Source organism: Stenotrophomonas sp. TWI809 (assembly GCF_039673205.1).
Lineage (GTDB): Bacteria > Pseudomonadota > Gammaproteobacteria > Xanthomonadales > Xanthomonadaceae > Stenotrophomonas.
In genome coordinates this window covers 219,192-244,764 of record NZ_JBDJLE010000005.1, presented here as the reverse complement: position 1 = coordinate 244,764, position 25,573 = coordinate 219,192, and the positions used below count along the sequence as shown (strand labels likewise).

Genomic DNA, 25,573 nt, shown 5'->3' with positions numbered 1-25,573 from the left:
CTTTTTCTCCGGTTTCCCCCGTCCGGTGGGGGGCTGGCGCAAACCTGGGCGCGTTCGGGTGCTCGCGAAAAGCAGCCGACCAACGGTCGGCTCTACCCGGTGGCTGGTCAGCCGGCCGGCAACGTCAACGTCGCCCGCAACCCCGGCGCGCCATTGGCCAGCACCAGCGCCCCGCCGTAACTCTCGGCGATGTCCGCCACGATCGACAATCCCAGCCCGCTCCCCGAAGCACGCTCATCCAGCCGCACGCCGCGTTCCAGCACACGCTCCAGCTGCTCTGGCGGGAGTCCCGGACCATCATCGGCCACGGTGATGCGCAGCTGCGTACCCTCCCGTGCCACGTCCACGTCCACGCGCACTGCCTGCGCGGCCCACTTGCCCGCATTGTCGAGCAGGTTGCCCAGCATCTCTTCCAGATCCTCGCGCGCACCAGCGAACACACCCGCGGTGTGGCTGTCGCACGCAAAACGCAGCCCGCGCGCGGCATGCACGCGCTGCATCAGCCCGCACAGTGCGCTCACCACCGGTGCCACCGGCGTGCGCTGCTGGCTGTCCGCGCCCAGGCCTGCAGCGAGGTAACGATCGATGCTGGCCTGCATGCGCGCGGTCTCGCTGCGCAGGGTCTGCCGCCAGTCGCTGCCGTCGCCCTCGGCCTCGGTGGTGAGCACGGTCAGCGGCGTCTTCAGCGCATGCGCGAGGTCTTCGGCGCTGCGGCGTGCGCGCACCACCATGCGCTGGTGATGATTGAGCAGCGCGTTGAGCTGGCCGGCCAGTGGCGCGACTTCCTTCACCAGGCCCTGCTGCGGAAAGCGTACGTTCTCGCCGTTGCGGACCTGCCCGGCAATGCGGCCCAGTTCGGCCAGCGGCCGCAGGCCGTAATGCACCTGGGTGACCAGCACGCCGAACCACAGCGCGATCAGCACGGCCAAGGCAAGCGCGGTGCGCTGCCGGAAGCTGGCGACCTGGGCATCCAGCGGGCTGCGGTCGGTGGCGGCCATCACGATCACCGGCGCGGCGGCGCGGGGCAGGGTGACCTGCTGGGCCAGCACACGCAGGGATTGCTGCAGCGGACCGGGAGCATCGAAGGCCTTGGCCGGCCCCGGCTGCAGCGCGGTCGGTGCGGCCAGCGCGTCATCCCACAGCGAGCGCGACTGCCCAAGCGGGCGCCCTTGCAGGTCCAGCACCTGCCAGTAGTCGCCGGAGAACACGCGGCGGTAGCGCTCGTCAGCCAGCGTGTCGCGCCACTGCAGCTGGCCGTTGGCATCGCTTTCGGCCAGTGCCAGTACCGCGATCAGATCGTTGCCCAGGCGCTCATCCATCGCGGTCCGCGCTGAACGCTCGAACATCGCGCCCAGCCACCAGGTCGCCAAGGCCGACACCAGCACCAGGCCCAGGCCACCGGCCACCAGCAGGCGGGTGCGCAGCGAGCCGGTGGTCATGGCGTTGCCGACAGGCGGAAGCCTTGGCCGCGATGCGTATGGATCAGCTCGCTGCCGAGCTTGCGGCGGATGCGGCCGATCAGCACGTCCAGCGTGTTGGAGTCTGGATCGAAGCCGTCCTCGTAGACGTTCTCGCCCAGCCGGGAACGGCTCAAGACCGTGTCCGGGTGATGCATGAAGTAGCTGAGGATGCGGTGCTCCTGCGCGCTGAGTGCCAGCGGCGCGCCGTCCAGCTCGAAGCGGCCGGCGTTGACGTCCAGCACCAGTGGGCCGCACTGCAGGCGCGGATGCGCGTGGCCGGCGCTGCGGCGGATCAGCGCGCGCAGGCGCAACAGCAGCTCTTCTGGCTGGAACGGCTTGGTCAGGTAGTCGTCGGCGCCGGCATCGAAGCCGGCCAGTTTGTCGTGCCAGCGGGCGCGGGCGGTCAGCACCAGCACCGGGAAGTCGCGCCCGGCCTGGCGCCAGCGTTCGATCACGCTCAGCCCGTCCAGGCCCGGCAGGCCCAGATCGACCACGGCCGCGGCGATGTCCTCGATCTGGCCCTGGTACTCCGCATCCCGCCCCTCCGCACTGTGGATGACCACGTAGCCGGCCTCTTCCAGCAGCGTCTGCAACCGGCTGGCGAGCAGGGCGTCATCTTCGGCGAGCAGCACGCGCATCAGTCTTTTTCCATCTTCAGCAGGCGGCCGGTGGCGGCATCGTAATCCAACTCCATCACCACGCCCTCCGGGCCAAGGATCTCGATCTCGTACTTTCCGTCATCCAGTTCCACCTCGATCAGCTTGCCGGGGTAGCGACGCAGCGCGTCGGCGACGACCTGCTCCAGCGGCACGAACCGGCCCTGCCGCACCGCCTGGCGAACGCTGTCCTGCTGATGGCTGCCACCGTCGAGGACCCGCATCGGGTCCTGCGGGGCGAGGGTCAGCAGCAGGGGCAGGATCAGGGACAGGGCAGACATGCGGGCACGCAGGCGAAGGGCAGGGCACCGGTATACCCGGGCTGTCTAAACAGTATCTAACAGTCGCCCTCATGGTCCGGTTAGGCGCGGTGCCCAGACTGGCGGTGCCGGAATGGACCGGTGCCCCCCTCAAGGATTCCCATGAAGACGATGATTGCCGCTACCGCCTTGGCCGCTGCGCTGTTCGCCACCCCGGCCTTTGCCGCCAACCTGTCGGCTGCCCAGGTCCAGGCCAAGCTGAGCGCGGCCGGCTACACCCAGGTGCATGAGCTGGAGCACGACGATGGCGTGTGGGAAGCAGACGTGACCCGCAAGGATGGCACGGTCGATGAAGTGATCATCGATGACACCAAGGGCGAGATCTTCGATCCGCGCGATGGCCGCGCCGTGCTGGACGCCGGGCAGATCCTGGCGCTGGCCGGCAAGGCCGGGTTGACGCAGATCGACTCGCTCGAGCGCGACGGCGCCACCTGGACCCTGGATGCGCGCAATGCCCGCAACCAGCGCGTGGAAGTGCGCATGAGTGGCCACGACGGCCGCGTGCTCGCCAGCAAGCGCGATGGCTGGTGGGACTGATCCGGCCGCGCCACCGCGCGCTGGATGTACGAACGGCCGGGTTTCCCCGGCCGTCCGCGCATGTGCCTGGGGGCGGCAGCGCTTACCAGCGCGCCGGGTAATCCCAGTAGCCCGGGCCGCGGCCGTAGCCGCCGTAGCCATCGAAACCGTCGTAGCCGTACGGGCCAAAGAAGCCGGGGCCCTTGCCCTCGCTCACCCGGATGTTGACGTTGACGTTGCGGGTGTTGCCCTCGTCCGTGGTGTAGTTCTTGCTCAGATTGAGCTCGGCCGCGTTGTAATGGCTGTTGCCGTAATTCTCGGAATAGCCGATGCCGGTGGTGAAGCTGCCGTTGACCCGCAGCTTGTCATCGGTCACGTGGGCGATGCCGTTGGCGGCCCGGTCGGTGGAACGCCGGCCAGTGCGGTCACCGTAGAACGTGCCCGGCGGATCGCCGCGCAGCGACTGATCGCTCAGGTACTGCAGGGGGGCGTCCGGGATGCTCAGGTCCAGCCCGGTCGAGGACTGCGGGCCGGTGGCGCCTGCGGCAGACTGGGCCAGCGCCACACCGGGCAGGGACAGGCACAGCAGCAGGGGAAGCAGGCGGATCATGAGAGGCTCCGGAGCAGACAGGCGGGACGGCCGACAGCGCTGACGCTAGCAGCCGTAGTTTGAATGATGCCTGTCATGGCGTGCGTTGCAAGGGGAACTCAGCCCAACCGGTCAAATCCGAACAGCGTGGACAGTGGATGCCGGCGGCGTTCGATCTGCGCCCGCAGCAGTCCGGCGCCGATCATCGAGTAGGTGATCCCGTTGCCGCCGTAGGCCATCGCGAACAGTACCCGTGGCCCCCATTGCGGGTGCGGGCCAAAGAACGGCAGGCCATCGTGGGTCTCGGCGAAGGTGCCGCCCCAGGAGAAGGCCGGCTGCAGCGGCAGGTGCGGGAACAGTTTGGCGGTCTTCTTGAGCAGCTTGCCGGTCTTGCTCTCCACCCGCCGGTCGCGCCGCGCCGGGAGATCGATGGCATCGTCCTCACCACCGATCAGCAGCCGGTGGTCGCCGGTACTGCGCAGGTAGAGATAGGGGCGCGCCGATTCCCAGGCCATGGTCTCGCGCAGCGGGCCGAGCAGGTCCGGGTGGATCGGATCGGTGATGAAGGCATAGCTGCTGCGGTTGCGGGCCACCGAGGGCTTCAACCAGCGCTGCCCGGCATAGCCGGTGGCCAGCACCACGTGGCGGGCACGGATGCGCGCGCCGCCCAGGGTGGTCGCGGTGACGCCGCGCGGGGTCGGGGTGAGCGTATCGAGTACGGTGCGGTCGTAGACGCCGCAGCCGCGCGTGTGCAGCCGCATCAGCAGCCGGTAGGTGAGCCGGTAGGGGTCGATGCGTGCGGCGAGCGCGCTGAGGATCGCGCCCGGTGCGCGGATGCCGTACTCGGCCTGGACCGCCTCGCTGTCCAGCCAGCGCACATCGAAGCCGTGCTTGGCACGCAGTGCGCACTCTTCGGCCAGTACGGCCTGGTGCCCGCGCTTGCTCGCGTAGTACAGGCTGGCCATGCGGTGGCAGTCCACATCGCGGAACGGCGCGGCCACCTTGCAGATGGCCGGGATCGCCTCGGCACAGGCCTGATAGGCCAGCACCGCCGCGTCCTCGCCGTAGCGTTGGGCCAGGTCGATCAGGTGCGTGTCGATCTCATACTGCAGCAACGCAGTGCTGGCCGCGGTGCTGCCCCAGCCGATGTCGCGCTGTTCGATCAGCGCCACATCATGGCCGTGCGCGCACAGCTCGTCCGCAATCAGCGCGCCACTGATGCCGCCGCCGACCACCAGCACCTCGCAGTTCAGATCGTTTTCCAGCGGTGGAAACGCATGCATCAGGCCGTTGCGCACGGCCCAGAACGGGTATCCGCTCTTCAGATCCATGGCAGCCTCAGGCGGTGGGGTGGCCGGTGTGCGGGGTCTGGATCAGCTCCGTCAGGTCAAAGCCCTGCAGCCGCGCCTGGGCCAGGTAGTGCTCCTGCGTGGTGCGGTCGAGCGTGGGGGTGCGCGAGAGCAGCCAGAGGAACTTGCGGTCCGGGCTGCCGACCAGCGAGACGCTGTAATCCGGGGCGATCTGGATCACCCAGTAGTCGCCCTTGGTGAAGGGCAGCCAACGCAGGCCTTTGGGCAGGAAGCTGACCTCCAGCCGCGCGGTGTCGTTGTCCACGGGGCAGGCTTCGCCATCGGCTTCCTCGATCTCGTTGCCCATGCGGCAGCGGTTGACCACGGCGACATGGCCGTTGTCTTTCAGGCTGTAATGCGCGGAGACATCCGTGCAGCCTTCCGGCTCGTGCTTCATCGGCAGGCGGGCGATCTCGTACCAGGTGCCCAGGTAACGCGGCAGCTTGAGGTCGGGAACGGTTTTCAGGTCGGGCTGTGTGGTCATGGGCAACGGCTGGTGGGAATGCGATCCCACGATGCCGGGGCTGCTGCCACGGCCGGGTGAAGCCGGGGCGAGTGCGGTGTCGAGAACGCTGCGTTGTCGATGCGTCATGCTCCGGCCGCGTGGGCGGCGCTATGCTGGGGCGGGGCGCCATGAGCGCTTCTTTCAACAGCGATGGAGATGCGGATGTACCAGCTGATTCTGCTCAAGAGCGAAAATGGCGTTGCCCGCCAACAACGGGAGACGGCCGATGATGTGGTCGACCATGAAGGCGTGACCTACACCCTGCGCGCCGGGCCGCGGCAGCCGCTGCCGACCGATCATGCCTGGGACGAGATCGCGGTCTACGCGCCCGAAGAGATCACCGAGGAAGAGTTCCAGGACTGGTATGCGCGCCTGCAGCCGCAGGTCGAAGAGCTCCGCCTGAAGTACTGAGGGGCCGCATACCTGTTCTGAACGGGGCCCGGTTTATAGTCGCGGGCAGGCGCGGTGGTCCGCGCGAACCGTTGGTGCTGGCGTGTCGCTTCGTCATTCTTCGTTTGTGGTGCGGTCGTTGTCGTGGCTGCTGTTGTTCGCCTGGCTTGGCGCCGCGCCGGTCGCTCTCGGGCAGGCCACGGATCCGCCCCCGGATACGGCCAAACAACTGGTCCAGGCCGAAAAAGCGCTGCGCGCCACCAGTGATGCGCTGGAGGATGCGGGCACCACTGAAACCCTGAAGGCGCTGTCCGACCGCGCCCTGGCCGTCCAGCGCGATGCCGACGGCCTGCAGAGCGCCCTCGACCCGCAGCTTCAGCAGGTGGATGCGCGGCTTGAGCAGCTTGGCCAGGTCGCCGAGGGCACCGTCGAGCCGCCGGAAGTGAGCCGGCAGCGCAAGGCGCTGAACCAGCAGAAGGCCGACATCACCGCGCAGATCGCCCGCGCCAAGCTGCTTTCAGTGGATGCCAAGCAGCTCGGCGAGCGCATCGAGAAGATGCGGGTCACCCAGTTCAGCGAACAGCTGAGCCGCAAGGTCGCCTCACCGCTGTCGCCTGCGCTGTGGCGCAGCTTCGCCAAGGATGTGCCGGACGATGTGCACCGCCTGGCCATTCTTTATCGGCTGGGCGAAGACGCGGCCCGCAAGGCCATTGCCAAGCATGGCTGGAACGCGCCCTTGATCGGGCTGGCGGTCGCACTGGTGATGTTCTTCCCGTTGCGGCTGTGGCTGCGCGCGCTGGGGCGCCGCTTTGCCGCCTCCGAGCGTGCACCCGATGGACGCCTGCGCCGCTCTGGCCTGGCGGTGTGGCTGCTGCTGGTCGGCACGCTGTTGCCGGGCCTGGCGGCGGTGGCGCTGGTGGAGTCGCTGGATGCGATCGGCGCGATCCCGCCGCGCCTGCAGCAGGTGGCCGAGACGTTCGAGATGGCCACCTTCGTGGCGGCTTTCATCGCTGCGCTCAGCGCCTGTCTGCTGGTACCCAAGCGCCCGTCGTGGCGGCTGCTGCCGCTGGATGACAGTGCGGCGTTGCGGCTGCGCAAGTACGCGTGGGGCGCGGCCGGCCTGACCTGGCTGAGCATCATGCTGGCTGCCCTCGACCATGCAGCCCGCACCAGCGAGGTGACCACGGTGGCCGCCGATGGGTTGATGGCGCTGACCTACCTGGGGCTGATCATCGCGATCCTGACCTCGCTGGCGCGCATGCACAACCGCCAGGCGGCCGAGGCCGCCGAGGCCGAAGCACGGGCCGATCCCCGCGCCGGTGGCGATGGCAAGGTGCGCGGGGCGCCTCGCCGCAGTGGCTGGATCGTGCTGGCGCGCCTGGTCGGCCACATCGCCGTGGCTGCGGCGGTGATCGCCACACTGCTGGGGTATCTCAACTTCGCGCTGTTCGTGGCCCAGCAGCTGGTCTGGGTCGCGGTGGTGTTCATGGCGGTCTCGCTGCTGCTCAAGTTTGCCGATGACCTGGCCACCTGGGTGCTCGCGCCCAGCAGCCGTGCCGGGCAGACCATCGTGTTGACCACCGGGCTCAGTGAGTCGCGGGTGGAGCAGGCCGGCGTGCTGCTCTCGGCGGTGCTGCGGGTCGGGGTGATCGTGCTGGGCGTGCTGATGCTGGCCGCGCCATTCGGCAACCTCAACGCTTTCCTGGGCGGGCTGGACTCGTTGTCCGGCGGCCTGAAGATCGGTGAGACCACGCTCCGGCCGGGCAGCGTGCTGTATGCGGTGCTGGTGTTCCTGGTGGTGTGGGCGGTGATGCAGACCTTCCAGCGCTGGCTGAGCGATACCTATCTGCCCAAGACCGAGCTGGATGCCGGTGCGCGCAACTCGATCAGCACCGTCACCCGTTATCTCGGCATCATCGCCGCGGTGCTGTGGGGCGTCACCGCGCTGGGCATCGGCCTGGAGAAGCTGGCGCTGGTGGTCAGCGCGCTGTCGGTCGGTATCGGTTTCGGTCTGCAGGCGATCACCCAGAACTTCGTCTCGGGCCTGATCCTGCTGGCCGAGCGGCCGGTCAAGATCGGCGACTGGGTCAAGCTGGGCGACCAGGAAGGCGACATCAAGCGGATCAGCGTGCGCTCGACCGAGATCCAGGTCGGCGACAAGTCCACCTTGATCGTGCCCAACTCCGAGCTGATCACCAAGACCATCCGCAACATGACGATGGGGAACGCGCAGGGCCGGATCCAGATCCAGTTCTCGGTGCCGTTGAACACGGACGTGGCCGCATTGCGGCAGATCCTGCTGGATGCCTACACCGATCACCCGGGCGTGCTGAGCGACCCGGCACCGTCGGTGTTCATCGACTCGATCGCCAATGGGCAGATCGCGATCAACAGCTTTGCCTACGTGTCAGGCCCGCGTGCGGTATACGGCGCGCGCAGCGAGCTGTACTTCACGGTGCTGCAGAAGTTTGCGGCGGCCGGGATCGCGTTGTCTTCGCCGACCGATATCCATCTGGTGCGGGATCCAGCGGCGACGCCGGACCCGGACGCATAACAAGGCCGGCAGGTACCGGCCGCTGACCGGTACGGTCGCGATCCAGGTAGTGCCGGCCGCTGGCCGACAGCGCCCTGATCCAGGTAGTGCCGGCCGCTGGCCGGCAGCGCCCTGATCCAGATAGTGCCGGCCGCTGGCCGGCAGCTGCACGATGCAGAGAGAACCGGGAGCCGGCCAGCGGCCGGCACTACCGACACGAACGGCGGACCCGATACGAACGGCGGACCGCCCCCGATGTCGGTCGGGAGGGCCGGATCAGCCGCGGTTGCCGCGGCGCGACGGCACCAGCGCGAAGGTATCCACGGCGAGCTTCTCGGCGTGGTTCAACCACGCCCGTACTTCCAGATCATCGACCTCGTGGTCCAGGCCGAAGCTCAGGTTGATGCGACCCTCGGCATCCGGCTGTACCCACTGCTGGGCGACCACCACCTTGCGCTGCGAGGAGACCGCTTCGATCCAGAAGCCGCGGTCGGGTGACTGCTTGGTCACCAGCTGCACCATGTACTGGCCGGCCCGGGTGCGGCGACCCTTCTGGGTGATCATGTGCGCCTGGCGGATGCTCGGGCGCGGGCCGTTGAACGGATCCAGCGGGCCATCCACCGCCACGCCCCCGCGCAGCTGGTCATCGCGGAACAGCTTGATGCCCTTGTCCTGGTTGACCAGCATCGCGCACCAGTCGCCATCGGCCGAGCCGTCCTCGAACGCGGTACAGCGATCCACGTAGGCCAACGTATTGGACGGATCGGCAAGATCGAACTGCTTGGAAGTGTTCTCCAGGTAGACCGATTTCAGATCCCAATGCTTGTCGTACTCCAGCAGCACCGGCGGTTGCACATGCTGCAGGCCGATCACCACCTGGTTGTCGTCATCGATGCGCAGCTGGCGGGTCTTGTCGCCCAGCCACAGCGAGCGCGAGAACGCCAGATAACGCGGGTAGTCCTTGCCGTTATCGCGGAACACCGCGGCGCTGGCACTGTCCGAACGTTCCGGGTGCAGCAGCGAGCGGCCGAAGCCGATTGAATCGATGGCCGGATCGATCAGGCTCAGCAGGGTGGCGCCCGAATCCAGCGTCGAGCCGGCCGGTGCGGCCAGCTGGCGCGGGGCGATGTCCTTGCCCAGGAACAGCAGCAGGTTCTCGCGGTCCTGCTTGGCGAGGATGTGGCTGAGATCGTTGGGCATGGCCAGGTGATCGGAGGCGATCACGATCAGGGTGTCTTCGCCGTACGGGCTGGCCTGGATACGGTCGACCAGCTTGGCGATCAGCCCGTCGGTGCACTTGAGCGCATTGAGCATGCCGATGTTGCCGTGCTCGCTCTGGTAGCGGGTGCCTTTGCAGGCCACCGGCAGATGGCCGGCCGGGTGATGGGTGTCCATGGTCAGCGTGGTGAGCATGAACGGCTCGCCCTTGCGCGAGAGCTGCACGAAGCGGTCGTATGCCTTGTCCAGCAGCACATCGTCATGCACGCCCCACGGGGAAAAATGCGCGCGGGTGATCTTCTGCTGCTTGAACCAGGCCAGGTCGTCCACGGTATCGAAGCCATGCGTGGCCAGGAACTGGCCTTTGCCGGCGAACTGGCCGTTGGCCCCGCCCAGATAGTGATTGGTGTAGCCCTGCTGCTTGAGGTAATCGCCCAGGCAGACCGCTTCGGGCAGGAAGCTGCCCATGCGGCCCATGCTGTTTTCGTCTTCCTTGGCGGTGGTCAGCGGTACACCACACATCGAGGAGACCAGGCCGGCGATGGTCCAGCCACCGCCTTCGGCCGAGACCAGCCCGCGCACGTCCAACGATTGCGCGGCGAGCCGGTTGATGTTGGGCATCAGGTCCGGGAAGGTTCTGTCATCGAGATAGGTGCGTTCCAGGCTTTCGCCATAGATCCACACGATGTTGCGTGGCTTGGTCAGCGGTTGCGTGGGCACGCGGTATTCGGCTTTGACCATGCTGTAGTCGACCGGACGCATCTGCTGGTACAGACGCTGGCCATCGCTGTACAGCGGGCTCACCACGATGGCGACGAACCACATGGCCATGAAGCCGGCAAACACCGCCTTGCCATGCGCGGGGCGGGGCCGACGACGCAGGCGTGCCAGCAGCAAGGGGGTAAGCGAGACCAGGGCCAGCGCGATGAAGCCGGCGATGTAGTGCTTGAAGTCGGCGACACCGGCGCCTTCCATGTCCGCGCCGAGGTGGTACAGCGTGGCGGCATTGAGACCGTCACCGGACAACTTGTTGATCAACCACCACGCACTGAGGGTCAGCAGCAGCAATGACATGAGGCTTGCCTTCCACCACACCCACTTGTCAGATGCGAGGAACAGCCAGGCGAGCAGCAACAGTGACAGCAGCAGGATCCAGAGCATAAGCACTTTTGGCAGTGGAGACAGGTGGTGATGGACGCCATGACGACGTATGTCCCATCCGACCGGCTGTCCCAACCACACATGCATGACAAGCCGATGACTCGATCATGCCTGCACGAACCTGACTGAAATGTTTGTTGAAAACGACAACGAACAGCCCGCTTCGCACTGCGATATGCGACGTAAAACGCGCGTGAAGAAGCGCGCGCGATGCTGCACTGCATCGCGCGTGCTCAGGGTCGGCTGAAGGCGTGACGTGCGTGCGAACGTGTTACCGGTGCCCGCGTTCTTCCTTGGAGCGTGCGCGACGATCAAAGATCAGCGCACTGAGGATGATGCCCAATCCGAGGACCACGCCGATCAACATCAAGGTGAATGCGATCGCCGGATAGCCGAACAGATGCCAGCCGGTATCGACCTTCATCATCATCGCCGCAGCGAGTATCAGTGCGGCGGTGACGATGCCGGCAGAGACGCGGTTGGCGATCTTCTGCAGGTTCTCCATCAGGCGGGATTCTTCCAGCCCGGTGACTTTCATCTGCAGGCGGTTCTCGGCGAGCAGCGCGAGGATGTCGGTCATCTTGCGCGGCCCATCGCGCAGCAGCTGCTGCATCTCCATCGCCTCGCTGGCGAGATTGGCGGCGGACAGGGATTTCTTCAGTCGCGCCCGCATCACGTGCTGCAGCTGTTTCTCCACGATGCGCCGGGTATCCAGGTCCGGCGACAGCAGCCGACACACGGTTTCCAGATTCAACAGCGCCTTGCCGAGCAGGCTCAGCTCCGGCGGGGTGCGCAGGCCGCTGGCGGTGGCGATGCGGACCAGATCAAGAACGACCCGGCCTTCGGAGAAGCTGCTGTTGGCGGCATAGCGCGCGATGATCTGCCCAGTCTCGCGCAGGTAACGTTCTTCATCGAAGAATTCCAGCCGCGTGCTGATGCCGATGATCTCATCGGCGACTTCTTCGCCGCGCCCATCCACTGCCGCGAACAGCAGTTTCAACAGGCGCTCGCGCAGGCGTGGCGGCATGTGCGCGACCATGCCCAGATCGAAGATCGCCAGGCGACCGGCCGGCGTGACGCGAAGATTGCCGGGATGCGGATCGGCGTGGATCTCGCCATGCACGAAGATCTGGTCCACATAGCCACGGATCAATGCCGCGGCAAGCGGCGCCATCGGCTGCTCGGTGCGCCGCACGTCGGGGATCATGTCCACGCGCACGCCCTGGGCCAGCTCCATGGTCAACACGCGGTGGCTGCAGTAATCCCAGATCGGCTGCGGCACCCACAGTGGTTTGAACGGCTTGAGGTGCTGGCCGAAGCGCTGCAGGTTCTCCGCTTCAGCCTGGTAGTCCAGCTCCTGCATCAGGGTCTTGGCGAATTCATTGAGCCAGTCGCGCAGGCGCACGCGGCGTCCGACCTGGGTGAGATGGTCGGCGGCCAGCGCAAAGCTGCGCAGCACGTCCAGATCCGAGCGCAGCTGGGCGGCGACCTCCGGCTTCTGCACCTTGACCGCGACCTGGCGGCCATCGTGAAGCTCGGCGCGGTGCACCTGGGCGATCGAGGCGCAGCCCAGCGGGACGGGGTCGAAGCTGGCAAACAGCTTGGACACCGACGCGCCCAGTTCCTTTTCGATGATCGCCGCGACGCGCTCGACCGGGATCGGCGCGACGTTCTCCTGCATGCGCTCCAGGGCCGTGGCGAATTCCACCGGCACCATGTCCGGGCGGGTGGAGAGCATCTGGCCCAGCTTGACGAAGGTCGGCCCCAGCGATTCCAGGTCGGTGACGAACTGTTCCGGGTTGCCCTCCGGTGGCACATCGTGGACCGCACCTGCGTCCAGGTTCATGCCGGAAAACACGCCGGAATTACGGTAGCGCAACAGCAGGCGCAGGATCTGGCTGCGGCGGTTCATGCCCTTGACCAGCGACGGCGAACCGGGAAGGACGGGCGTGGTGTTCAAGCAGGACTCCGGGGCGACGATCACCGGCAGTGTGGCCGGGCGGCAGTGGTGGACTGGTGAATCCGCTCCGGCTACCGCGACAGGGGTCGGATCGGTCAGAATCGGCGCTCCCGCTTCCTCCTTTGGATCCACCATGGCCGGTGCCAGTCTGTTCGCGTTGCTCGATGACATTGCGTCCCTGCTGGACGATGTGTCGGTGCTGACCAAGGTCGCGGCCAAGAAAACCGCCGGCGTGCTGGGCGACGACCTCGCGCTGAACGCCCAGCAGGTGACCGGCGTCAGCGCCAACCGTGAGCTGCCGGTGGTGTGGGCAGTGGCCAAGGGCTCGCTGGTCAACAAGGCGATCCTGGTGCCGGCCGCGTTGGCGATCAGCGCCTGGCTGCCGTGGGCGATCACCCCCCTGATGATGATCGGTGGCGCCTTCCTCTGCTACGAGGGCGTGGAGAAGCTGGCGCACCGCTTCCTGCATTCGCGCGATGAGGATGAGCAGCGCAAGGCCGAGCGGGCCAAGGCCCTGGCCGACGAGAAGGTGGACATGGTCGCGTGGGAGAAGGACAAGGTGAAGGGCGCGATCCGCACCGACTTCATTCTGTCGGCGGAGATCATCGTGCTGTCGCTGGGCGTGGTTTCCAGCGCGCCGTTCCTCAACCAGGTCAGCGCGCTGGTGGTGATCGCGCTGGCGATGACGGTGTTTGTCTACGGCCTGGTCGCCGGCATCGTCAAACTCGACGATCTGGGCCTGTACCTGTCGCGCAAGGGCGCGGCGCTGGCTGCGGTGGGCCGGGGCCTGCTGGTGGCGGCGCCGTGGCTGATGAAGTTCCTCTCGGTGGCCGGTACCGCAGCGATGTTCCTGGTCGGGGGCGGCATCCTGGTGCACAGCATCGCGCCGCTGCATCACGCCATCCTGGCGATGGGCGGCGATGGCAGCTGGGGCTGGTTGATCAACGCGCTGGGCAACGTGATCGTCGGCGTGGTGATCGGCGCGGTGGTCCTGGCAGCGGTGACCGGGTTCCAGAAGTTGCGCGGGGCCAAGCCCGCGCACTGAGGGGCGACCCCATCAGGCCGGCTCCCAGCCGCGCAGGGCCTCCAGCTCGGCGCGGGCGCGGGCCAGCCGGCGGCCGGACAGCGCGTCGATCGCGCGCTGCAGCCACGGTGAGGCCGGTGCGCGCTGGGCCCAGCGGCGGGCAACGACCCACGCGGCCAGCATGGCCAGCGTCCCCGCGCCCAGCGAGGCCAGCAGCCACGGTGCGGCAAAGGCGCCCAGATCCACGCCCCACGCCTGCCAGGCCAACAGCACCGGCACGGCCAACCATAGCCAGCACCACGGCAGGCCAAGCAGCAGCTCGGTCAGTGCGGTATGGCGGCGCAGCGCCGCCAGCTGCTGCGATTGCGCCAGCACCGTCTGCGTCGGCTGCAACTGCCGGCGGCGATGCAGGCGGGTGATGCTGGCGATGATCACCGCGATGCAATAGGCATGCAGCGCCAACGCACTGAGCATCACCGCCAGCGGAGGGTGCTGCCACCACTGGCTGCCGCAGTACACCGCCACGGCCAGCCAGACCACCAGCTGCAGCCCCTGCCACAGGCTGAACAGGCCCAGCTGGCGTTGGACGCTGCGGTGCCGATGGCTGCGCCACGCCTCCAGCGCGAAGCCCTCCTGCGCATCGGTGGGCTTGCCGACGCTGTTCCACAGCTGCTTGAGTTCATCCGGTTGCATGGCGCGGGCCTCGGTCGGTGGGGTTCAGGCGCGTGCGCAGTTGCTGGCGCAGGCGGTGCAGGCGGGTGGAGACGTTGGCGACGCTGATGCCCAGTACCTCGGCGATCTGCCGGTGGTCGTGATCGTCCAGGTGCAGCAGCATCAGGGCACGGTCCAGTGGCGGCAGCGCATGGATGGCGACCTCCAGCTGGTGCAGGGCATGGCGTTGCTCGGGCGGTGCACGGTCGTCGGCGGCAGGCAGCGCGTCGTCCAGCGGCGTGTGGTGGCGCTGGCGATGCTGCTGGCGACGCCATTGCGAGATCGCCACGTTGAGCGCAAGCCGGTATAGCCAGGTGGAGAAGCGCGCCCGCGCCGGGTCGAAATCCTCGAATGCCGCCCACGCCTGCACGCTGATCTCCTGGACCAGATCGAGCCGATCCTCCGGGTGGCGGCAATAGCCGCGCGCCACCTTCAGCACGATGCCGCGGTGCTGTTCCAACAGCGCGGCGAAGCGCGGGCGCAGATCGATGTCGCTAGCGGGCAGTGTCATGTCCATACCCGGATGATTCGCGCCGGTGCGCGGAATATCACAGGCGCGGGCTCAGCGCGGTGGCTCGGCCGCCAGTACGCGGTTCTTGCCGACCCGCTTGGCCGCATACAGCGACGCATCGGCGCGCCGCAGCAGCGCCTCGGCCGGCTCGCCGGGCTGCCATTGCGCCAGCCCGGCGCTGAAATGCACCGGCACGCGCTGTTCGTCCAGCGGCAGCGGCCGCTGTGCCAACGAGCGCTGCAGCCGCAGCAGGGTGGACATGCTGTCCGCCGCAGGTGTTTCCGGCAGCATCAGCACGAACTCATCGCCGCCGAGCCGGGCGATGGCATCGCTGCTGCGCAGGTGCAGCTGGCAGACGGTTACCAGGTGGCGAAGCACCGCATCGCCACCGGCGTGGCCATGCAGGGTATTGGTCTGATGGAAATCGTCCAGATCCAGCAGGGCCAGCGCCAGCGGATGGCCGTGGCGGGCGGCACGCGCCAGTTCGCGCTCCAGCAGCTCGTCCAGACCGCGGCGGTTGAGCGCACCGGTCAGCGGATCGGTGCGGATCAACCCGGCGACCTCGCGCAGCTCCTGTTCCAGCTCGGCGATGCGCTGTTCGGCCTGTTCCACTTCACGGCGTGCATTGCCCAGGTGATCGCGCGCCTGCAGGGCCTGATCCTGCACGCGGCCGGTGTCCTGCAGCACGTCCTGCAGCAGCTGGTTGAGGTCGGCGATGCTGCGCGCTTCCTTCAGGGCCAGCGCGTAGCTGCTGATCCGGTCGTGGTATTCGCCCGTGCTCACCGCCATGCCGTCCAGGCGCTCGATGAAGCCCCCCATGACGTTCTTCATCGCCGCCTTGGATTCGACGATGCCCTGCTTGAGCAGCCCCTGCTTGTAGATCACCTCGCGCAGGTTGGCGCGCGCCTGTTCGACCGAATCGCGATCCAGCGGGCCGCCGATCAGCGAACGCACCGCGTGGACCTGGCCATGCAGCCAGCTGCTGTCATCCAGCAGTTCGCTGATGTTGTCCAACAGCAGATCGAACAGACTCAGCAGCAGCTCCTGCTGTTCCTGCCAGCCATCGCTGCGCACGCCGATCTGGTGCGAGAGCTCGCGCAGCCGTTGTTCGATCGGCTGCAGCGGCTGGCCGGGATGCCAGTGGCGCAGTTCACCGGCCAGCTGCACCGGCTCCTCGCGCAGTTCCGGCATGTTCTGCAGCAGGCTGGCCACGGTCACCCCGACGGTATGCCGCAGCAGCTCGCGCAGGCGCAGGCTGTCGGGCTGGCCATCCGGGGTTTCCTGTTCGATGGTGCGGATGTACTTGTCGATCAGCTGGCGCATCGCGCGGCCATAGCTGACCCAATCCGCGCTGCGCTGCGCCGACTGCAGGCGCAGGCCCATGTCGCCCAGCTCGCCGGGCAGGGTGGACATGCCATTGGCGAACGCAGCCAGCAGCGGCTCGGGCGCATCGATGCCGGCGAACAACCGTTGCAGCATCGCGCTGCTGCCCCCCTTGGGGCCGGGCGCCGGCTCGCTGGCGGCCTCCACCCCCGTGCCCACGCTCTGCCGCCGCGACAACAGCCGCCCGACGGCGGTGCCGGGGCTGGGGGGAGCGTCGTGCGGGTCCGTCATGCGGCAGATCCTTGCAGGGCACGGCCGGAGGCCGGAGCGGTGGAGAGGTGGGAACAGTATCGGCGCAGCGCGCCCGGCCTTGAACCGGTCATGCATGGCAGGATGGTAAGCACGGCGACGGCAGGAGAGTGCGATGAAGGTGATGCTGGTGGGGGCGACCGGGCTGGTCGGTGGTCATGTGCTGCGGCAACTGCTGGACGACCCGCGCTGCGATGCGGTGGTCGCTCCGACCCGCCGCCCGCTGGACACCACGGATGCGGCGCTGCTCAATCCGGTGGTGGACTTCGCGCAGCTGCCGGTCGAGGCCGACTGGTGGGCGGTGGATGCCGTGATCTGCGCGCTCGGTACCACGATCAAACAGGCCGGCAGCAAGGAAGCGTTCGCGCGGGTCGACCATGATTTCCCGCTGGCCGTGGCACAGCGGGCACGCGCCCGCGGCGCACATGCCTTCGCGTTGAACTCTGCGATGGGCGCCGATGCGGGCTCGCGGATCTTCTACAACCAGGTCAAAGGCCGGCTGGAGCAGGACCTGCGGGGATTGGGCTACCCCTCCCTGACCCTGGTCCGCCCCGGGCTGATCGGGGGCGAGCGTGCCGAGCGGCGCACCGGCGAGCATCTGGCCAGCGTGGTGCTGGGTGTGCTCGGCCCGGTCCTGCCGCGCGCCTGGCGGATCAATCCGGCCGAGACCATCGCCGCCGCGCTGGTCGAGGCGGTGTTGGTGCCGACGCCTGGCGTCAGGATCGTGGGCTCGGCCGATCTGGTGGCGCGCTGAGCCGCGGACGGCCGGATGCGCGGCCCCCCGGCCACTGCGCTACCCTTTCTGCCCCTCAAGCGGTCCCTGCCATGTCCGTCGACAAGAACCAACGCGATCTCGAAGCTGGTATCCACACCGATCTGGAGGGGCGGCTGACCTACGGCGGCTACCTGCGCCTGGATCAGCTGCTGTCGGCCCAACAGCCGCTGTCCAACCCGCCGCACCATGACGAAATGCTGTTCATCATCCAGCACCAGACTTCGGAGCTGTGGCTGAAGCTGCTGGCGCACGAGCTGCGCGCGGCGATCGGGTTCCTGCAGCGCGACGAGGTCTGGCAGTGCCGCAAGGTGCTGGCGCGCAGCAAGCAGGTGCTGCGCCAGCTCACCGAGCAGTGGTCGGTGCTGGAGACGCTGACCCCCTCCGAATACATGGGCTTCCGCGATGTGCTGGGCCCGTCCTCGGGCTTCCAGTCGCTGCAGTACCGCTACATCGAGTTCCTGCTGGGCAACAAGAACGCGCAGATGCTGCAGGTGTTCTCGCACGACCCGGCCGGCCAGGCCCAGCTGCAGGAAGTGCTTGATGCCCCCAGCCTGTACGAGGAGTTCCTGCGCTACCTGGCCCGCTTCGGCCATCCGGTCCCGGCCGGCTATCAGGGGCGCGATTGGCAGCAGCCGCACGTGGCCGACGATGCCCTGCACCCGGTGTTCGAGCGGATCTACCAGAACACCGACCGCTTCTGGCGCGAATACGCGCTGTGCGAGGACCTGGTCGATCTGGAGACGGCCTTCCAGCTGTGGCGGTTCCGCCACATGCGCACCGTGATGCGGGTGATCGGCTTCAAGCGCGGTACCGGCGGCTCCAGCGGGGTCGGCTTCCTGCGCCAGGCGCTGGAACTGACCTTCTTCCCGGAGCTGTTCCAGGTGCGCACGACGATCCGCAACGACGACCCGATGCCGCCGGACGCCTGATCCGGCATCGACCCCAATAAGCCTATTCATATTTACCTGCCCCATCCGCCGTACGGTGCGGCAGGCCCCGCCGTTGCTGCGCTGCCGGGTTTTGCCCGGAAGTTGCAGATGCAAGTTCAGCGACCATGCTGCCAGCGGTCCACATCAGCGTGTATTTGACGTGAACGTGGTTGGTCTGGGATTCTCCCGCGCTGCTTTCGCACATCGGACGTGCATGTCTTCCACCGAACCCAGGAATCCCGCATGAGCGTAGACGCCGCCGCGAAATCCGTTCCCGATCCGGCGCTGCCGGAGTTCAAGACCACGCTGGGCCATCCGCGCCCGTTGTGGATGCTGTTCATGACCGAATTCTGGGAACGCTTTGCGTTCTACGGCATCCGTTGGGCCCTGGTGCTGTACATCGTCGCGCAGTTCTTCGACGGTGATTCGGCCGGCCAGGCTGCCGCCAGCCGGACCTACGGTGCCTATCTGGCGCTGGTGTACGCCGCCGCCATCTTCGGTGGCTACGTCGCCGATCGGGTGCTGGGCTACCAGCGTTCCATCCTGACCGGCGCGGTGATCATGGCCGCCGGCCTGTTCATGGTCGCCATGCCCAACAAGGAAATCTTCGAACTGGGCCTGGCCACGATCATCATCGGCAACGGCCTGTTCAAGCCCAACATCTCCACCATGGTCGGCAAGCTGTACGGCCTGAAGGATGAGCGCCGCGATTCGGGCTTCACCATCTTCTACATGGGCATCAACATCGGCGCGATGATCGCCCCGGTGCTGACCCAGTACCTGGCCGAGCGCGTGTTCGGCACCCAGGCGATGCCGTCCTACAAGATGGTCTTCATCGCCTCGGGCATCGGCATGCTGATCAGCCTGGCCTGGTTCTACGTTGGCCGTGCCGGCCTCAAGGGCATCGGCGCCCCGCCGGCCGGTGCAGAGGGCTATGGCCGCATCGTGATGGTGTTCATCGGTGCGATCGTGGCGATCCCGATCGCGTTCTTCCTGCTCTCCACCGGCGCCACCGCGCTGGCCTGGATCCTGGGCGCGATGTTCATCGCGCTGGCGATCCTGCTGCTGGTCGAAGGCATCCGCGAAGGCAAGGTCCAGCGCGACCGCGTGATCGCGATGCTGATCATCTTCACCTTCAACGTGATGTTCTGGATGTTCTTCGAACAGGCCGGCAGCTCGTTCACCTTCCTGGCCGACAACATCGTCAACCGCAACCTGGGCGGCTGGGAATTCCCGACCGCCTGGTTCCAGTCGGTCAACTCGGTGGCGATCATCACGCTGGCCCCGATCATTGCCTGGATCTGGATCAAGCTGGGCCGCGCCAACCCGTCGATCCCGCGCAAGTTCGGCCTGGGCCTGCTGTTCAACGGTGCGGCCTTCGCGCTGCTGATGGTGGCCCTGTCGAGCATGGTCGTGGACGGCAAGATTCCGTTCTGGACGCTGTTCATGGTCTACGTGATCCAGTCCGTCGGTGAGCTGTGCCTGTCGCCGATCGGCCTGTCGATGGTGACCAAGCTGGCCCCGGTGCGCCTGGTCGGCTTCGGCATGGGCGGCTGGTTCCTGTCCACCGGCATCGGCAACAACATGTCGGGCATCTTCGCCGGCGTGGTCAGCGGCGAAGGCGGCATGACCGTGGAATCGGCGCTGAAGGGCTACACGTTCGGCTTCTGGGCGTTGATCATCTCCGGCGTGGTCCTGTTCCTGGTCGCACCGCTGATCAACAAGCTGATGCACGGCGTCAAGTGAGGAAGGCGATGCGCATGAAAGCCGTGGCAATGTCGATGATCGTGGCCGGCCTGCTGGCCGCCTGTTCGCCGTCGTCGGCGCCTACCGCGGCGCCTGCGCAGCCGCTGGATACCTCCGAGCAGAAGGCCCCGGTCGCCGATCCCGGCGAACCGGTGGCCTCGGGCAACACCCCGGCCGCGGCGGACATCGCCGCGATCGCGGCGCTCAATGCCCAGTTCGATCCGGCCCGCGATCCGGTCGCCGATCTGGCCACGGCCAAGGTCGAGGCCCAGCGCGGCGGCAAGCGGATCATCGTGGATGTGGGCGGCGAGTGGTGCCCGTGGTGCCATCTGATGGACGGTTTCATCGAAGGGGATGCGGAGATCCGCCGCTTCCGCGATGCGAACTACGTATGGATGAAGGTCAACTACAGCGAAGAGAACGAGAACGCGGCGTTCCTGTCGCAGTTCCCGGCAGTGAAGGGCTACCCGCACCTGTTCGTGCTCGATGCCGACGGCACGCTGCTGCATTCGCAGTTCACCGGTGAGCTGGAAGCGGACAAGGGGCAGAAGAAGGGCTACGACCGTGGCCGCTTCTTCGCCTTCATGAAGCAATGGGCGCCACCCAAGGCGTCGTGATCGAAAAAGCCGCGGATTCCGCGGCTTTTTTTTGCGCTCAATTTCCGCGCCACCCGGCCGCTACCCCCAAGGACCTCATGCCGCGCTGTTCGTGGCGGACAACCGACGGAATCGACGCATGCAGCCGGGCACCAGCGACAGCACCACCGATGTTTCCCTTGATGCGCCGGCCGGCGTGAGCCTGCCGCCGGTCGACGTGCTGCTGGATGACCACACCGCGCCGGATGCGCTCGATGGCGACGGCCAGCCCCCGGCGCCCGGCGTGATCCGCTACCGCCTGCCGATGGTCTCCGTGCCCGACAACGTACTGCTCAAGGCGGCCGTGCAGAAACTGGTGGAGCAGAAGGCGCAGCTGGACACGCTGGCACGCCAGGGCAGCCTGCCCGGCCTGATCCCGGCCGAGTGGCAGGGCAGCGGCCTGCGCGGCGTGGACCTGCAGGGCTTCGTGCTGAGTGTGGTGCCGTTCCTGCAGAACGCCAGCAAGGACGAAACCGCCCCGGCGCGCCTGCCGCTCAAGCATGTGCTGGGCGACGCCGGGCGCTGGGACCAGCACGACGTCGCCGAACCCAAATCGCTGGCGTTCTTCCTGGCCAGCGATGACCGCGCCACCGCCGGCACGAAGGATCCGGCCGAGGTGTATCTGGTCGGCGCGCTCGGCCTGGCCTGGGCGCACGAGGGACGTACCCGCCCGGGCTTCCTGCGTGAGATGGGCTACGACAGCATGGCCGCGCGCGTGCACCTGCTGCCGTATCCGGCGGCGGCGCAGCTGGCGCTGTACAGCGTGACCGCGCACGGCGTGACGCAGATCTGGTGTGTGCTGGACCGTCGCAAGGTGCGTCCGTTGCTGGCGCCCTGGATCAGCCTGCCGCTGCTGACTGCCTACGGAGTCAACGCCCCGCAGACCTGGCCGACCAGCTTCCCGGCGGTTGAAGAGGTGGCCGCGATGCTGGCTGCCGCGCGTGGCGGCAAGGGGCCGGTCGAAGCGGACCTGGGCAAGGTGGCCGCGAAGGTTGCCCAGGACGCCTCCGGCGAAACCTGGATGCCGGTCAGTCTGCTCCAGGTCGGCACGTGGTCACCGCGCTGGCGCTACTTCATGGCGACCTTCATCGGCCTGCCATCGCTGCTGCTGGTGGTCGCCGCGCTGGCCCTGCCGGGTGCGATCGAAGCGGCCGCCGTGGCCGCCTCGCTGGGATTTGCCGGCGGTGCCATCGGCGCGCTGGCCGCACCGTGGGTACATGCGCGGCGCAAGCACCTGAGCTGAGCGGCAACGACCAACGGTCGTTGCCTACTCGTCCATCCGCTGCAGGCCTTCCCCGGCCAGGCGCAGGATCAGCGTCTCCAGCATCTGTTCTTCGTCCTCGCTGAGCACGGACATCAGCTTGCGGGTGATGTCGATCACCAGCGGCGCGATGGTCTCGTACACCTCGAATCCGGCGGCCGACAGCGCCAGCACCGAGCGGCGGCGGTCATCGCCATGGGTTTCACGCTTGATGAAGCCCCGTTCGAGCAGTCTGGCCACGGCGCGGCTGACCGCGACCTTGTCCATCGCGGTGCGATCGGACACCTCGCTGGCCGACGAGCCCGGGTACAGCGCCAGGACCGTGATCACCCGCCACTCGGGGATCGCCAGGCCATAACGGTCCCCGTACAGCTTGGCGATGTTGCCGCTGACGCGGTTGGACAGAACGCTCAGCCGGTAGGGCAGGAACTGCTCCAGATCGAGCAGGGCGTGCGATGCGCGGATGCTGTGACTGCTGGGATCGGGCGGGCTCATGCTGCGGTGCACCTTGATGGTGGTTTCATGTGAAACTATAACCTACGTTCCGGACTCCGCATTCTCGCGGGTCTGCCTTCCTACCGCACCTGGTTTTTTCCGATGCGGATTGCTTTGGAGCCACAGCATGACCAGCCAAACGAGCACCGCGTCCTTCGCACCCGATCCGGGCATGCAGGTCACCACCTTCGAAAACCCGATGGGCATCGATGGTTTCGAGTTCGTCGAGTTCGCCGCCCCGGCCGGCCGTGGCGCGGAACTGCACGACTATTTCCGCAAGATGGGCTTCACCGCGGTGCTGCGCCACAAGCAGCGTGCGATCACGGTCTATCGCCAGGGCGACGTGAACTTCCTGGTCAATGAAGAGCCGGACTCGTTCGCCTCGGACTTCGCCGAGAAGCACGGTCCGTGCGCCTGCGGTTTCGCCATCCGCTTCAAGAAGCCGGGCGATGAGGTCTACCAGATGGCCCTGGGCAACGGTGCCGAACCGATCGACTTCAAGCCTGACACCCGCGCCGTCGCCGCCCCGATCATCAAGGGCATCGGCGACTGCATGCTGTACCTGGTGGACCGTTACGGCGCCAACGGCAGCATGTTCGATACCGATTACGCGCCGATCGACGGCGTGGACCCGCGCCCGAAGGGCTTCGGGCTGACCTTCATCGATCACCTGACCCACAATCTGTATTTCGGCAACATGCAGCAGTGGTCGGATTACTACGAGCGCCTGTTCAACTTCCGCGAGATCCGCTACTTCGACATCAAGGGCCTCAAGACCGGCCTGGTGTCCAAGGCGATGACCGCCCCGGACGGCATCGTGCGCATCCCGCTCAACGAATCCTCCGATCCGAAGAGCCAGATCAACGAATACCTCGACGCCTACAAGGGCGAGGGCATCCAGCACATCGCCTGCTTCACCGAGAACATCTACGACACCGTGGAAGCGATGCGCGCCCAGGGCGTGGAGTTCCTGGACACGCCGGACACGTATTTCGATGTGATCGACATGCGCGTGCCCAACCACGGTGAAGACGTGGCCCGGCTGGCGAAGAACAAGATCCTGATCGATGCCGACCCGGAGACCAAACAGCGCAAACTGCTGCAGATCTTCACCACCAACTGCATCGGCCCGATCTTCTTCGAGATCATCCAGCGCAAGGGCAACGAAGGCTTCGGCGAAGGCAACTTCACCGCGCTGTTCGAAAGCATCGAGCGCGACCAGATGAAGCGCGGCGTGCTGTAAGGCACTCGGCCGCCACCCGCGTTACGCTTCAACGGTGGCATCCGCGCCCGCGCGGGTGCCACCGGCTGTATTCCCTTGCCATCCACGCCTCCGGCGGAGCAGGACCATGAACAACCCGATGTCATCGCGCGGCTACCAGAGCGGTTTCGGCAATGAGTTCGCCACCGAGGCGGTGCCGGGTGCACTGCCGGTGGGGCAGAACTCCCCGCAGCGTGTCGCGCATGGTCTGTATGCCGAACAGCTGTCCGGCACCGCGTTCACCGCGCCGCGCGGCAGCAATCGCCGCAGCTGGGTGTACCGCATCCGCCCCGCGGTGACCCACGGCGAATTCACCCCCTTTATCCAGCCGCACCTGCACGGCGACGTCGCGCAGGGCCCGGTCTCGCCCAACCAGTTGCGCTGGGATCCGTTGCCGCTGCCCAGCACGCCCACCGATTTCATCGAGGGGCTGTACACCATGGGCGGCAACGGCTCGCCCGACGCCCACGCTGGCGTGGGCATCCACCTGTACGCCGCCAACCGCGACATGCAGGGCCGCTATTTCTACAACGCTGATGGCGAGCTGCTGATCGTCCCGCAGCTGGGCCGCCTGCGCCTGCTCACCGAAATGGGCGTGATCGAGATCGAGCCGCAGCAGATCGCGGTGATCCCGCGCGGTGTGCGCTTCCGTGTCGAACTGCCTGACGGCGACTCACGTGGCTACGTCTGCGAGAACTTCGGCGCGCTGCTGAAGCTGCCCGACCTGGGCCCGATCGGGTCCAATGGCCTGGCCAATCCGCGCGACTTCGAAACGCCCCATGCAGCGTTCGAGAATATCGACGGCGCGTTCGAACTGATTGCCAAATTCGAGGGCCAGCTGTGGCGTGCGGATATCGATCATTCGCCGCTGGACGTGGTCGCCTGGCACGGCAACTACGCGCCTTACCGCTACGATCTGCGCCGCTTCAACACGATCGGCTCGATCAGCCACGATCATCCCGATCCCTCGATCTTCCTCGTGCTGCATTCGCCCAGCGACACGCCGGGGACCAGCAACATGGACTTCGCGATCTTCCCGCCGCGCTGGCTGGTCGCGCAGAACACGTTCCGCCCGCCATGGTTCCACCGCAACATCGCCAGCGAATTCATGGGCCTGATCCACGGCGCCTACGATGCGAAGGCCGAAGGTTTCGTGCCCGGCGGTGCCTCGCTGCACAACTGCATGAGCGGCCACGGCCCGGATGCGGCGACCTTCGAGAAGGCCTCCGCCGCCGACCTGAGCAGGCCGGACGTGATCAAGGACACCATGGCCTTCATGTTCGAAACCCGCGGCGTGATCCGCCCCACCGCCCAGGCGATGGACGCGACGCACCGCCAGCGCGGGTACCAGCACTGCTGGCAGGGATTGAAGGCGAATTTCTCGGGCTGACGCAGGCTCAAACCAGCGCGATCTGGAAGCGCTCGGCATGCTCCTTCGGCAGCACCTCCAGCAACCGCTGCCGCACCCGCTCGGCGTAGCCGGTGGAGGTCAGGCCCGGCAGCGCATCCAGTGCGGCCTGCAGCGCGGCCATGACCGTCTCGTCGCTGCGCGATTGCTGCAGGGTGTGGAACAGCGCTGCCGCCTGCGGATGACGCTGCAGTTCCAGGATGTCCAGCAGATAAATGCGGGCGGCCACCAGCGAGCGGCGGCGTTCGGTCACGGGCACCGGCACCGCGGTCGGTGTCACCGCAGGTGCGGGTGCGGCGGGTGCGACAACGGCGACCTCCGCGACCCCACTCGACACCAGATACCCGCGCTGGATCAGCTGGATCACCATCGCCGGGGTTTCCGGGCCCACCAGCTGGCCGAGCTGGACCAGGTCGCGCTGGCCGTCGCACAGGATCAACAGCCGGCGCTGGCGCATGTCCAAGGGCGCGCGGTGGGCCTGCAAAGCGGTGCGGGCGAGGTCGGTCTTCTGCGGTTGCATGGGGGCGG

At 67.1% G+C, this 25,573-nt stretch carries 23 protein-coding genes and 1 pseudogene; 11 read left to right on the top strand and 13 right to left on the bottom strand.

Annotated features, from left to right (window positions below):
- Positions 1-107 precede the first annotated feature (107 nt).
- Genes ABE472_RS06455 through ABE472_RS06445 form a run of 3 tightly spaced genes read right to left on the bottom strand, consistent with a single transcriptional unit; the run spans position 108 to position 2,340 of the window.
- Positions 108-1,439 carry a HAMP domain-containing sensor histidine kinase gene (locus tag ABE472_RS06455; RefSeq protein ID WP_346465901.1) on the bottom strand — a complete coding sequence of 444 codons (1,332 nt, stop codon included), beginning with the start codon at positions 1,437-1,439 and terminating at the stop codon, positions 108-110.
- Positions 1,436-2,098, bottom strand: coding sequence for a response regulator transcription factor (locus ABE472_RS06450; protein ID WP_123729931.1), 663 nt, complete (start codon positions 2,096-2,098; stop codon positions 1,436-1,438). Before ABE472_RS06450 ends, ABE472_RS06455 begins: the two co-directional genes overlap by 4 nt.
- Positions 2,098-2,340: a PepSY domain-containing protein gene (locus tag ABE472_RS06445; RefSeq protein ID WP_313212462.1), complete on the bottom strand. Its 243-nt coding sequence runs from the start codon at positions 2,338-2,340 to the stop codon at positions 2,098-2,100. Before ABE472_RS06445 ends, ABE472_RS06450 begins: the two co-directional genes overlap by 1 nt.
- A gap of 198 nt (positions 2,341-2,538) precedes the next feature.
- Here ABE472_RS06445 and ABE472_RS06440 point away from each other — a divergent pair, with 198 nt between their 5' ends.
- Positions 2,539-2,973, top strand: a complete 435-nt coding sequence (locus ABE472_RS06440) for a PepSY domain-containing protein (RefSeq protein ID WP_313219401.1) — start codon at positions 2,539-2,541, stop codon at positions 2,971-2,973.
- 82 nt (positions 2,974-3,055) lie between these two features.
- On the opposite strand, the gene ABE472_RS06435 is transcribed toward ABE472_RS06440, so the two are convergent.
- From ABE472_RS06435 to ABE472_RS06425, 3 genes are all read right to left on the bottom strand, one after another.
- The gene (locus ABE472_RS06435; protein WP_176987933.1) at positions 3,056-3,562 is read right to left on the bottom strand and encodes a hypothetical protein; all 507 of its coding nucleotides are present in this window, start codon (positions 3,560-3,562) and stop codon (positions 3,056-3,058) included.
- Positions 3,563-3,660: 98 nt separating this feature from the next.
- Positions 3,661-4,872 (bottom strand): FAD-dependent oxidoreductase, encoded by a 1,212-nt coding sequence (locus ABE472_RS06430; protein WP_346465900.1) that lies wholly within the window; start codon positions 4,870-4,872, stop codon positions 3,661-3,663.
- 7 nt (positions 4,873-4,879) lie between these two features.
- Positions 4,880-5,374, bottom strand: a complete 495-nt coding sequence (locus tag ABE472_RS06425) for a lipocalin family protein (protein WP_123729936.1) — start codon at positions 5,372-5,374, stop codon at positions 4,880-4,882.
- 183 nt (positions 5,375-5,557) lie between these two features.
- On the opposite strand from ABE472_RS06425, the gene ABE472_RS06420 reads away from it, so the two are divergent.
- Together ABE472_RS06420 and ABE472_RS06415 are read left to right on the top strand one after the other, a co-directional pair.
- Positions 5,558-5,806, top strand: a complete 249-nt coding sequence (locus ABE472_RS06420; protein WP_313212460.1) for a hypothetical protein — start codon at positions 5,558-5,560, stop codon at positions 5,804-5,806.
- A gap of 118 nt (positions 5,807-5,924) precedes the next feature.
- Positions 5,925-8,339 (top strand): DUF3772 domain-containing protein, encoded by a 2,415-nt coding sequence (locus ABE472_RS06415; protein ID WP_346465899.1) that lies wholly within the window; start codon positions 5,925-5,927, stop codon positions 8,337-8,339.
- Positions 8,340-8,594: 255 nt separating this feature from the next.
- Here the strand turns inward: ABE472_RS06415 and ABE472_RS06410 are convergent, their stop codons facing one another.
- A complete protein-coding gene (locus ABE472_RS06410; protein WP_346465898.1) occupies positions 8,595-10,697 on the bottom strand; it encodes a phosphoglycerol transferase I in 2,103 nt (700 codons plus the stop codon).
- Between the two features lie 271 nt (positions 10,698-10,968).
- Positions 10,969-12,624 (bottom strand): annotated as a pseudogene (locus tag ABE472_RS06405) (AarF/UbiB family protein); the annotation flags it as partial.
- 166 nt (positions 12,625-12,790) lie between these two features.
- Here ABE472_RS06405 and ABE472_RS06400 point away from each other — a divergent pair.
- Positions 12,791-13,702, top strand: a complete 912-nt coding sequence (locus ABE472_RS06400) for a DUF808 domain-containing protein (protein ID WP_121040668.1) — start codon at positions 12,791-12,793, stop codon at positions 13,700-13,702.
- A gap of 12 nt (positions 13,703-13,714) precedes the next feature.
- On the opposite strand, the gene ABE472_RS06395 is transcribed toward ABE472_RS06400, so the two are convergent.
- Genes ABE472_RS06395 through ABE472_RS06385 form a run of 3 tightly spaced genes read right to left on the bottom strand, consistent with a single transcriptional unit; the run spans position 13,715 to position 16,517 of the window.
- Positions 13,715-14,374: a hypothetical protein gene (locus tag ABE472_RS06395; RefSeq protein WP_346464461.1), complete on the bottom strand. Its 660-nt coding sequence runs from the start codon at positions 14,372-14,374 to the stop codon at positions 13,715-13,717.
- Positions 14,361-14,909 carry a sigma-70 family RNA polymerase sigma factor gene (locus tag ABE472_RS06390; RefSeq protein ID WP_313211044.1) on the bottom strand — a complete coding sequence of 183 codons (549 nt, stop codon included), beginning with the start codon at positions 14,907-14,909 and terminating at the stop codon, positions 14,361-14,363. Before ABE472_RS06390 ends, ABE472_RS06395 begins: the two co-directional genes overlap by 14 nt.
- A gap of 45 nt (positions 14,910-14,954) precedes the next feature.
- Positions 14,955-16,517, bottom strand: coding sequence for a diguanylate cyclase (locus ABE472_RS06385; RefSeq protein WP_346465897.1), 1,563 nt, complete (start codon positions 16,515-16,517; stop codon positions 14,955-14,957).
- 133 nt (positions 16,518-16,650) lie between these two features.
- On the opposite strand from ABE472_RS06385, the gene ABE472_RS06380 reads away from it, so the two are divergent.
- The 5 genes from ABE472_RS06380 (at position 16,651) to ABE472_RS06360 (ending at position 21,863) form a co-directional block, all read left to right on the top strand.
- The gene (locus ABE472_RS06380; RefSeq protein WP_346465896.1) at positions 16,651-17,289 is read left to right on the top strand and encodes an NAD-dependent dehydratase; all 639 of its coding nucleotides are present in this window, start codon (positions 16,651-16,653) and stop codon (positions 17,287-17,289) included.
- Positions 17,290-17,360: 71 nt separating this feature from the next.
- Entirely contained in the window at positions 17,361-18,239 is an 879-nt protein-coding gene (locus ABE472_RS06375) for a tryptophan 2,3-dioxygenase family protein (protein ID WP_088433557.1), read from the top strand.
- A gap of 243 nt (positions 18,240-18,482) precedes the next feature.
- The gene (locus ABE472_RS06370; RefSeq protein WP_121040656.1) at positions 18,483-19,985 is read left to right on the top strand and encodes a peptide MFS transporter; all 1,503 of its coding nucleotides are present in this window, start codon (positions 18,483-18,485) and stop codon (positions 19,983-19,985) included.
- 8 nt (positions 19,986-19,993) lie between these two features.
- Positions 19,994-20,602 carry a thioredoxin family protein gene (locus ABE472_RS06365; RefSeq protein WP_313219417.1) on the top strand — a complete coding sequence of 203 codons (609 nt, stop codon included), beginning with the start codon at positions 19,994-19,996 and terminating at the stop codon, positions 20,600-20,602.
- 118 nt (positions 20,603-20,720) lie between these two features.
- Positions 20,721-21,863, top strand: a complete 1,143-nt coding sequence (locus ABE472_RS06360; protein WP_346465895.1) for a hypothetical protein — start codon at positions 20,721-20,723, stop codon at positions 21,861-21,863.
- A gap of 24 nt (positions 21,864-21,887) precedes the next feature.
- Here ABE472_RS06360 and ABE472_RS06355 read toward each other — a convergent pair whose 3' ends face one another.
- A complete protein-coding gene (locus ABE472_RS06355; protein ID WP_088433561.1) occupies positions 21,888-22,376 on the bottom strand; it encodes a MarR family winged helix-turn-helix transcriptional regulator in 489 nt (162 codons plus the stop codon).
- Between the two features lie 127 nt (positions 22,377-22,503).
- Here ABE472_RS06355 and hppD point away from each other — a divergent pair, with 127 nt between their 5' ends.
- Together hppD and hmgA are read left to right on the top strand one after the other, a co-directional pair.
- Positions 22,504-23,619 (top strand): 4-hydroxyphenylpyruvate dioxygenase, encoded by a 1,116-nt coding sequence (hppD, locus tag ABE472_RS06350; RefSeq protein WP_313211049.1) that lies wholly within the window; start codon positions 22,504-22,506, stop codon positions 23,617-23,619.
- Between the two features lie 106 nt (positions 23,620-23,725).
- The gene (gene hmgA / locus ABE472_RS06345) at positions 23,726-25,027 is read left to right on the top strand and encodes a homogentisate 1,2-dioxygenase (protein WP_346465894.1); all 1,302 of its coding nucleotides are present in this window, start codon (positions 23,726-23,728) and stop codon (positions 25,025-25,027) included.
- 7 nt (positions 25,028-25,034) lie between these two features.
- Here the strand turns inward: hmgA and ABE472_RS06340 are convergent, their stop codons facing one another.
- Complete coding sequence (locus ABE472_RS06340) at positions 25,035-25,565, bottom strand: hypothetical protein (protein ID WP_346465893.1); 531 nt, start codon at positions 25,563-25,565, stop codon at positions 25,035-25,037.
- Positions 25,566-25,573 lie beyond the last annotated feature (8 nt).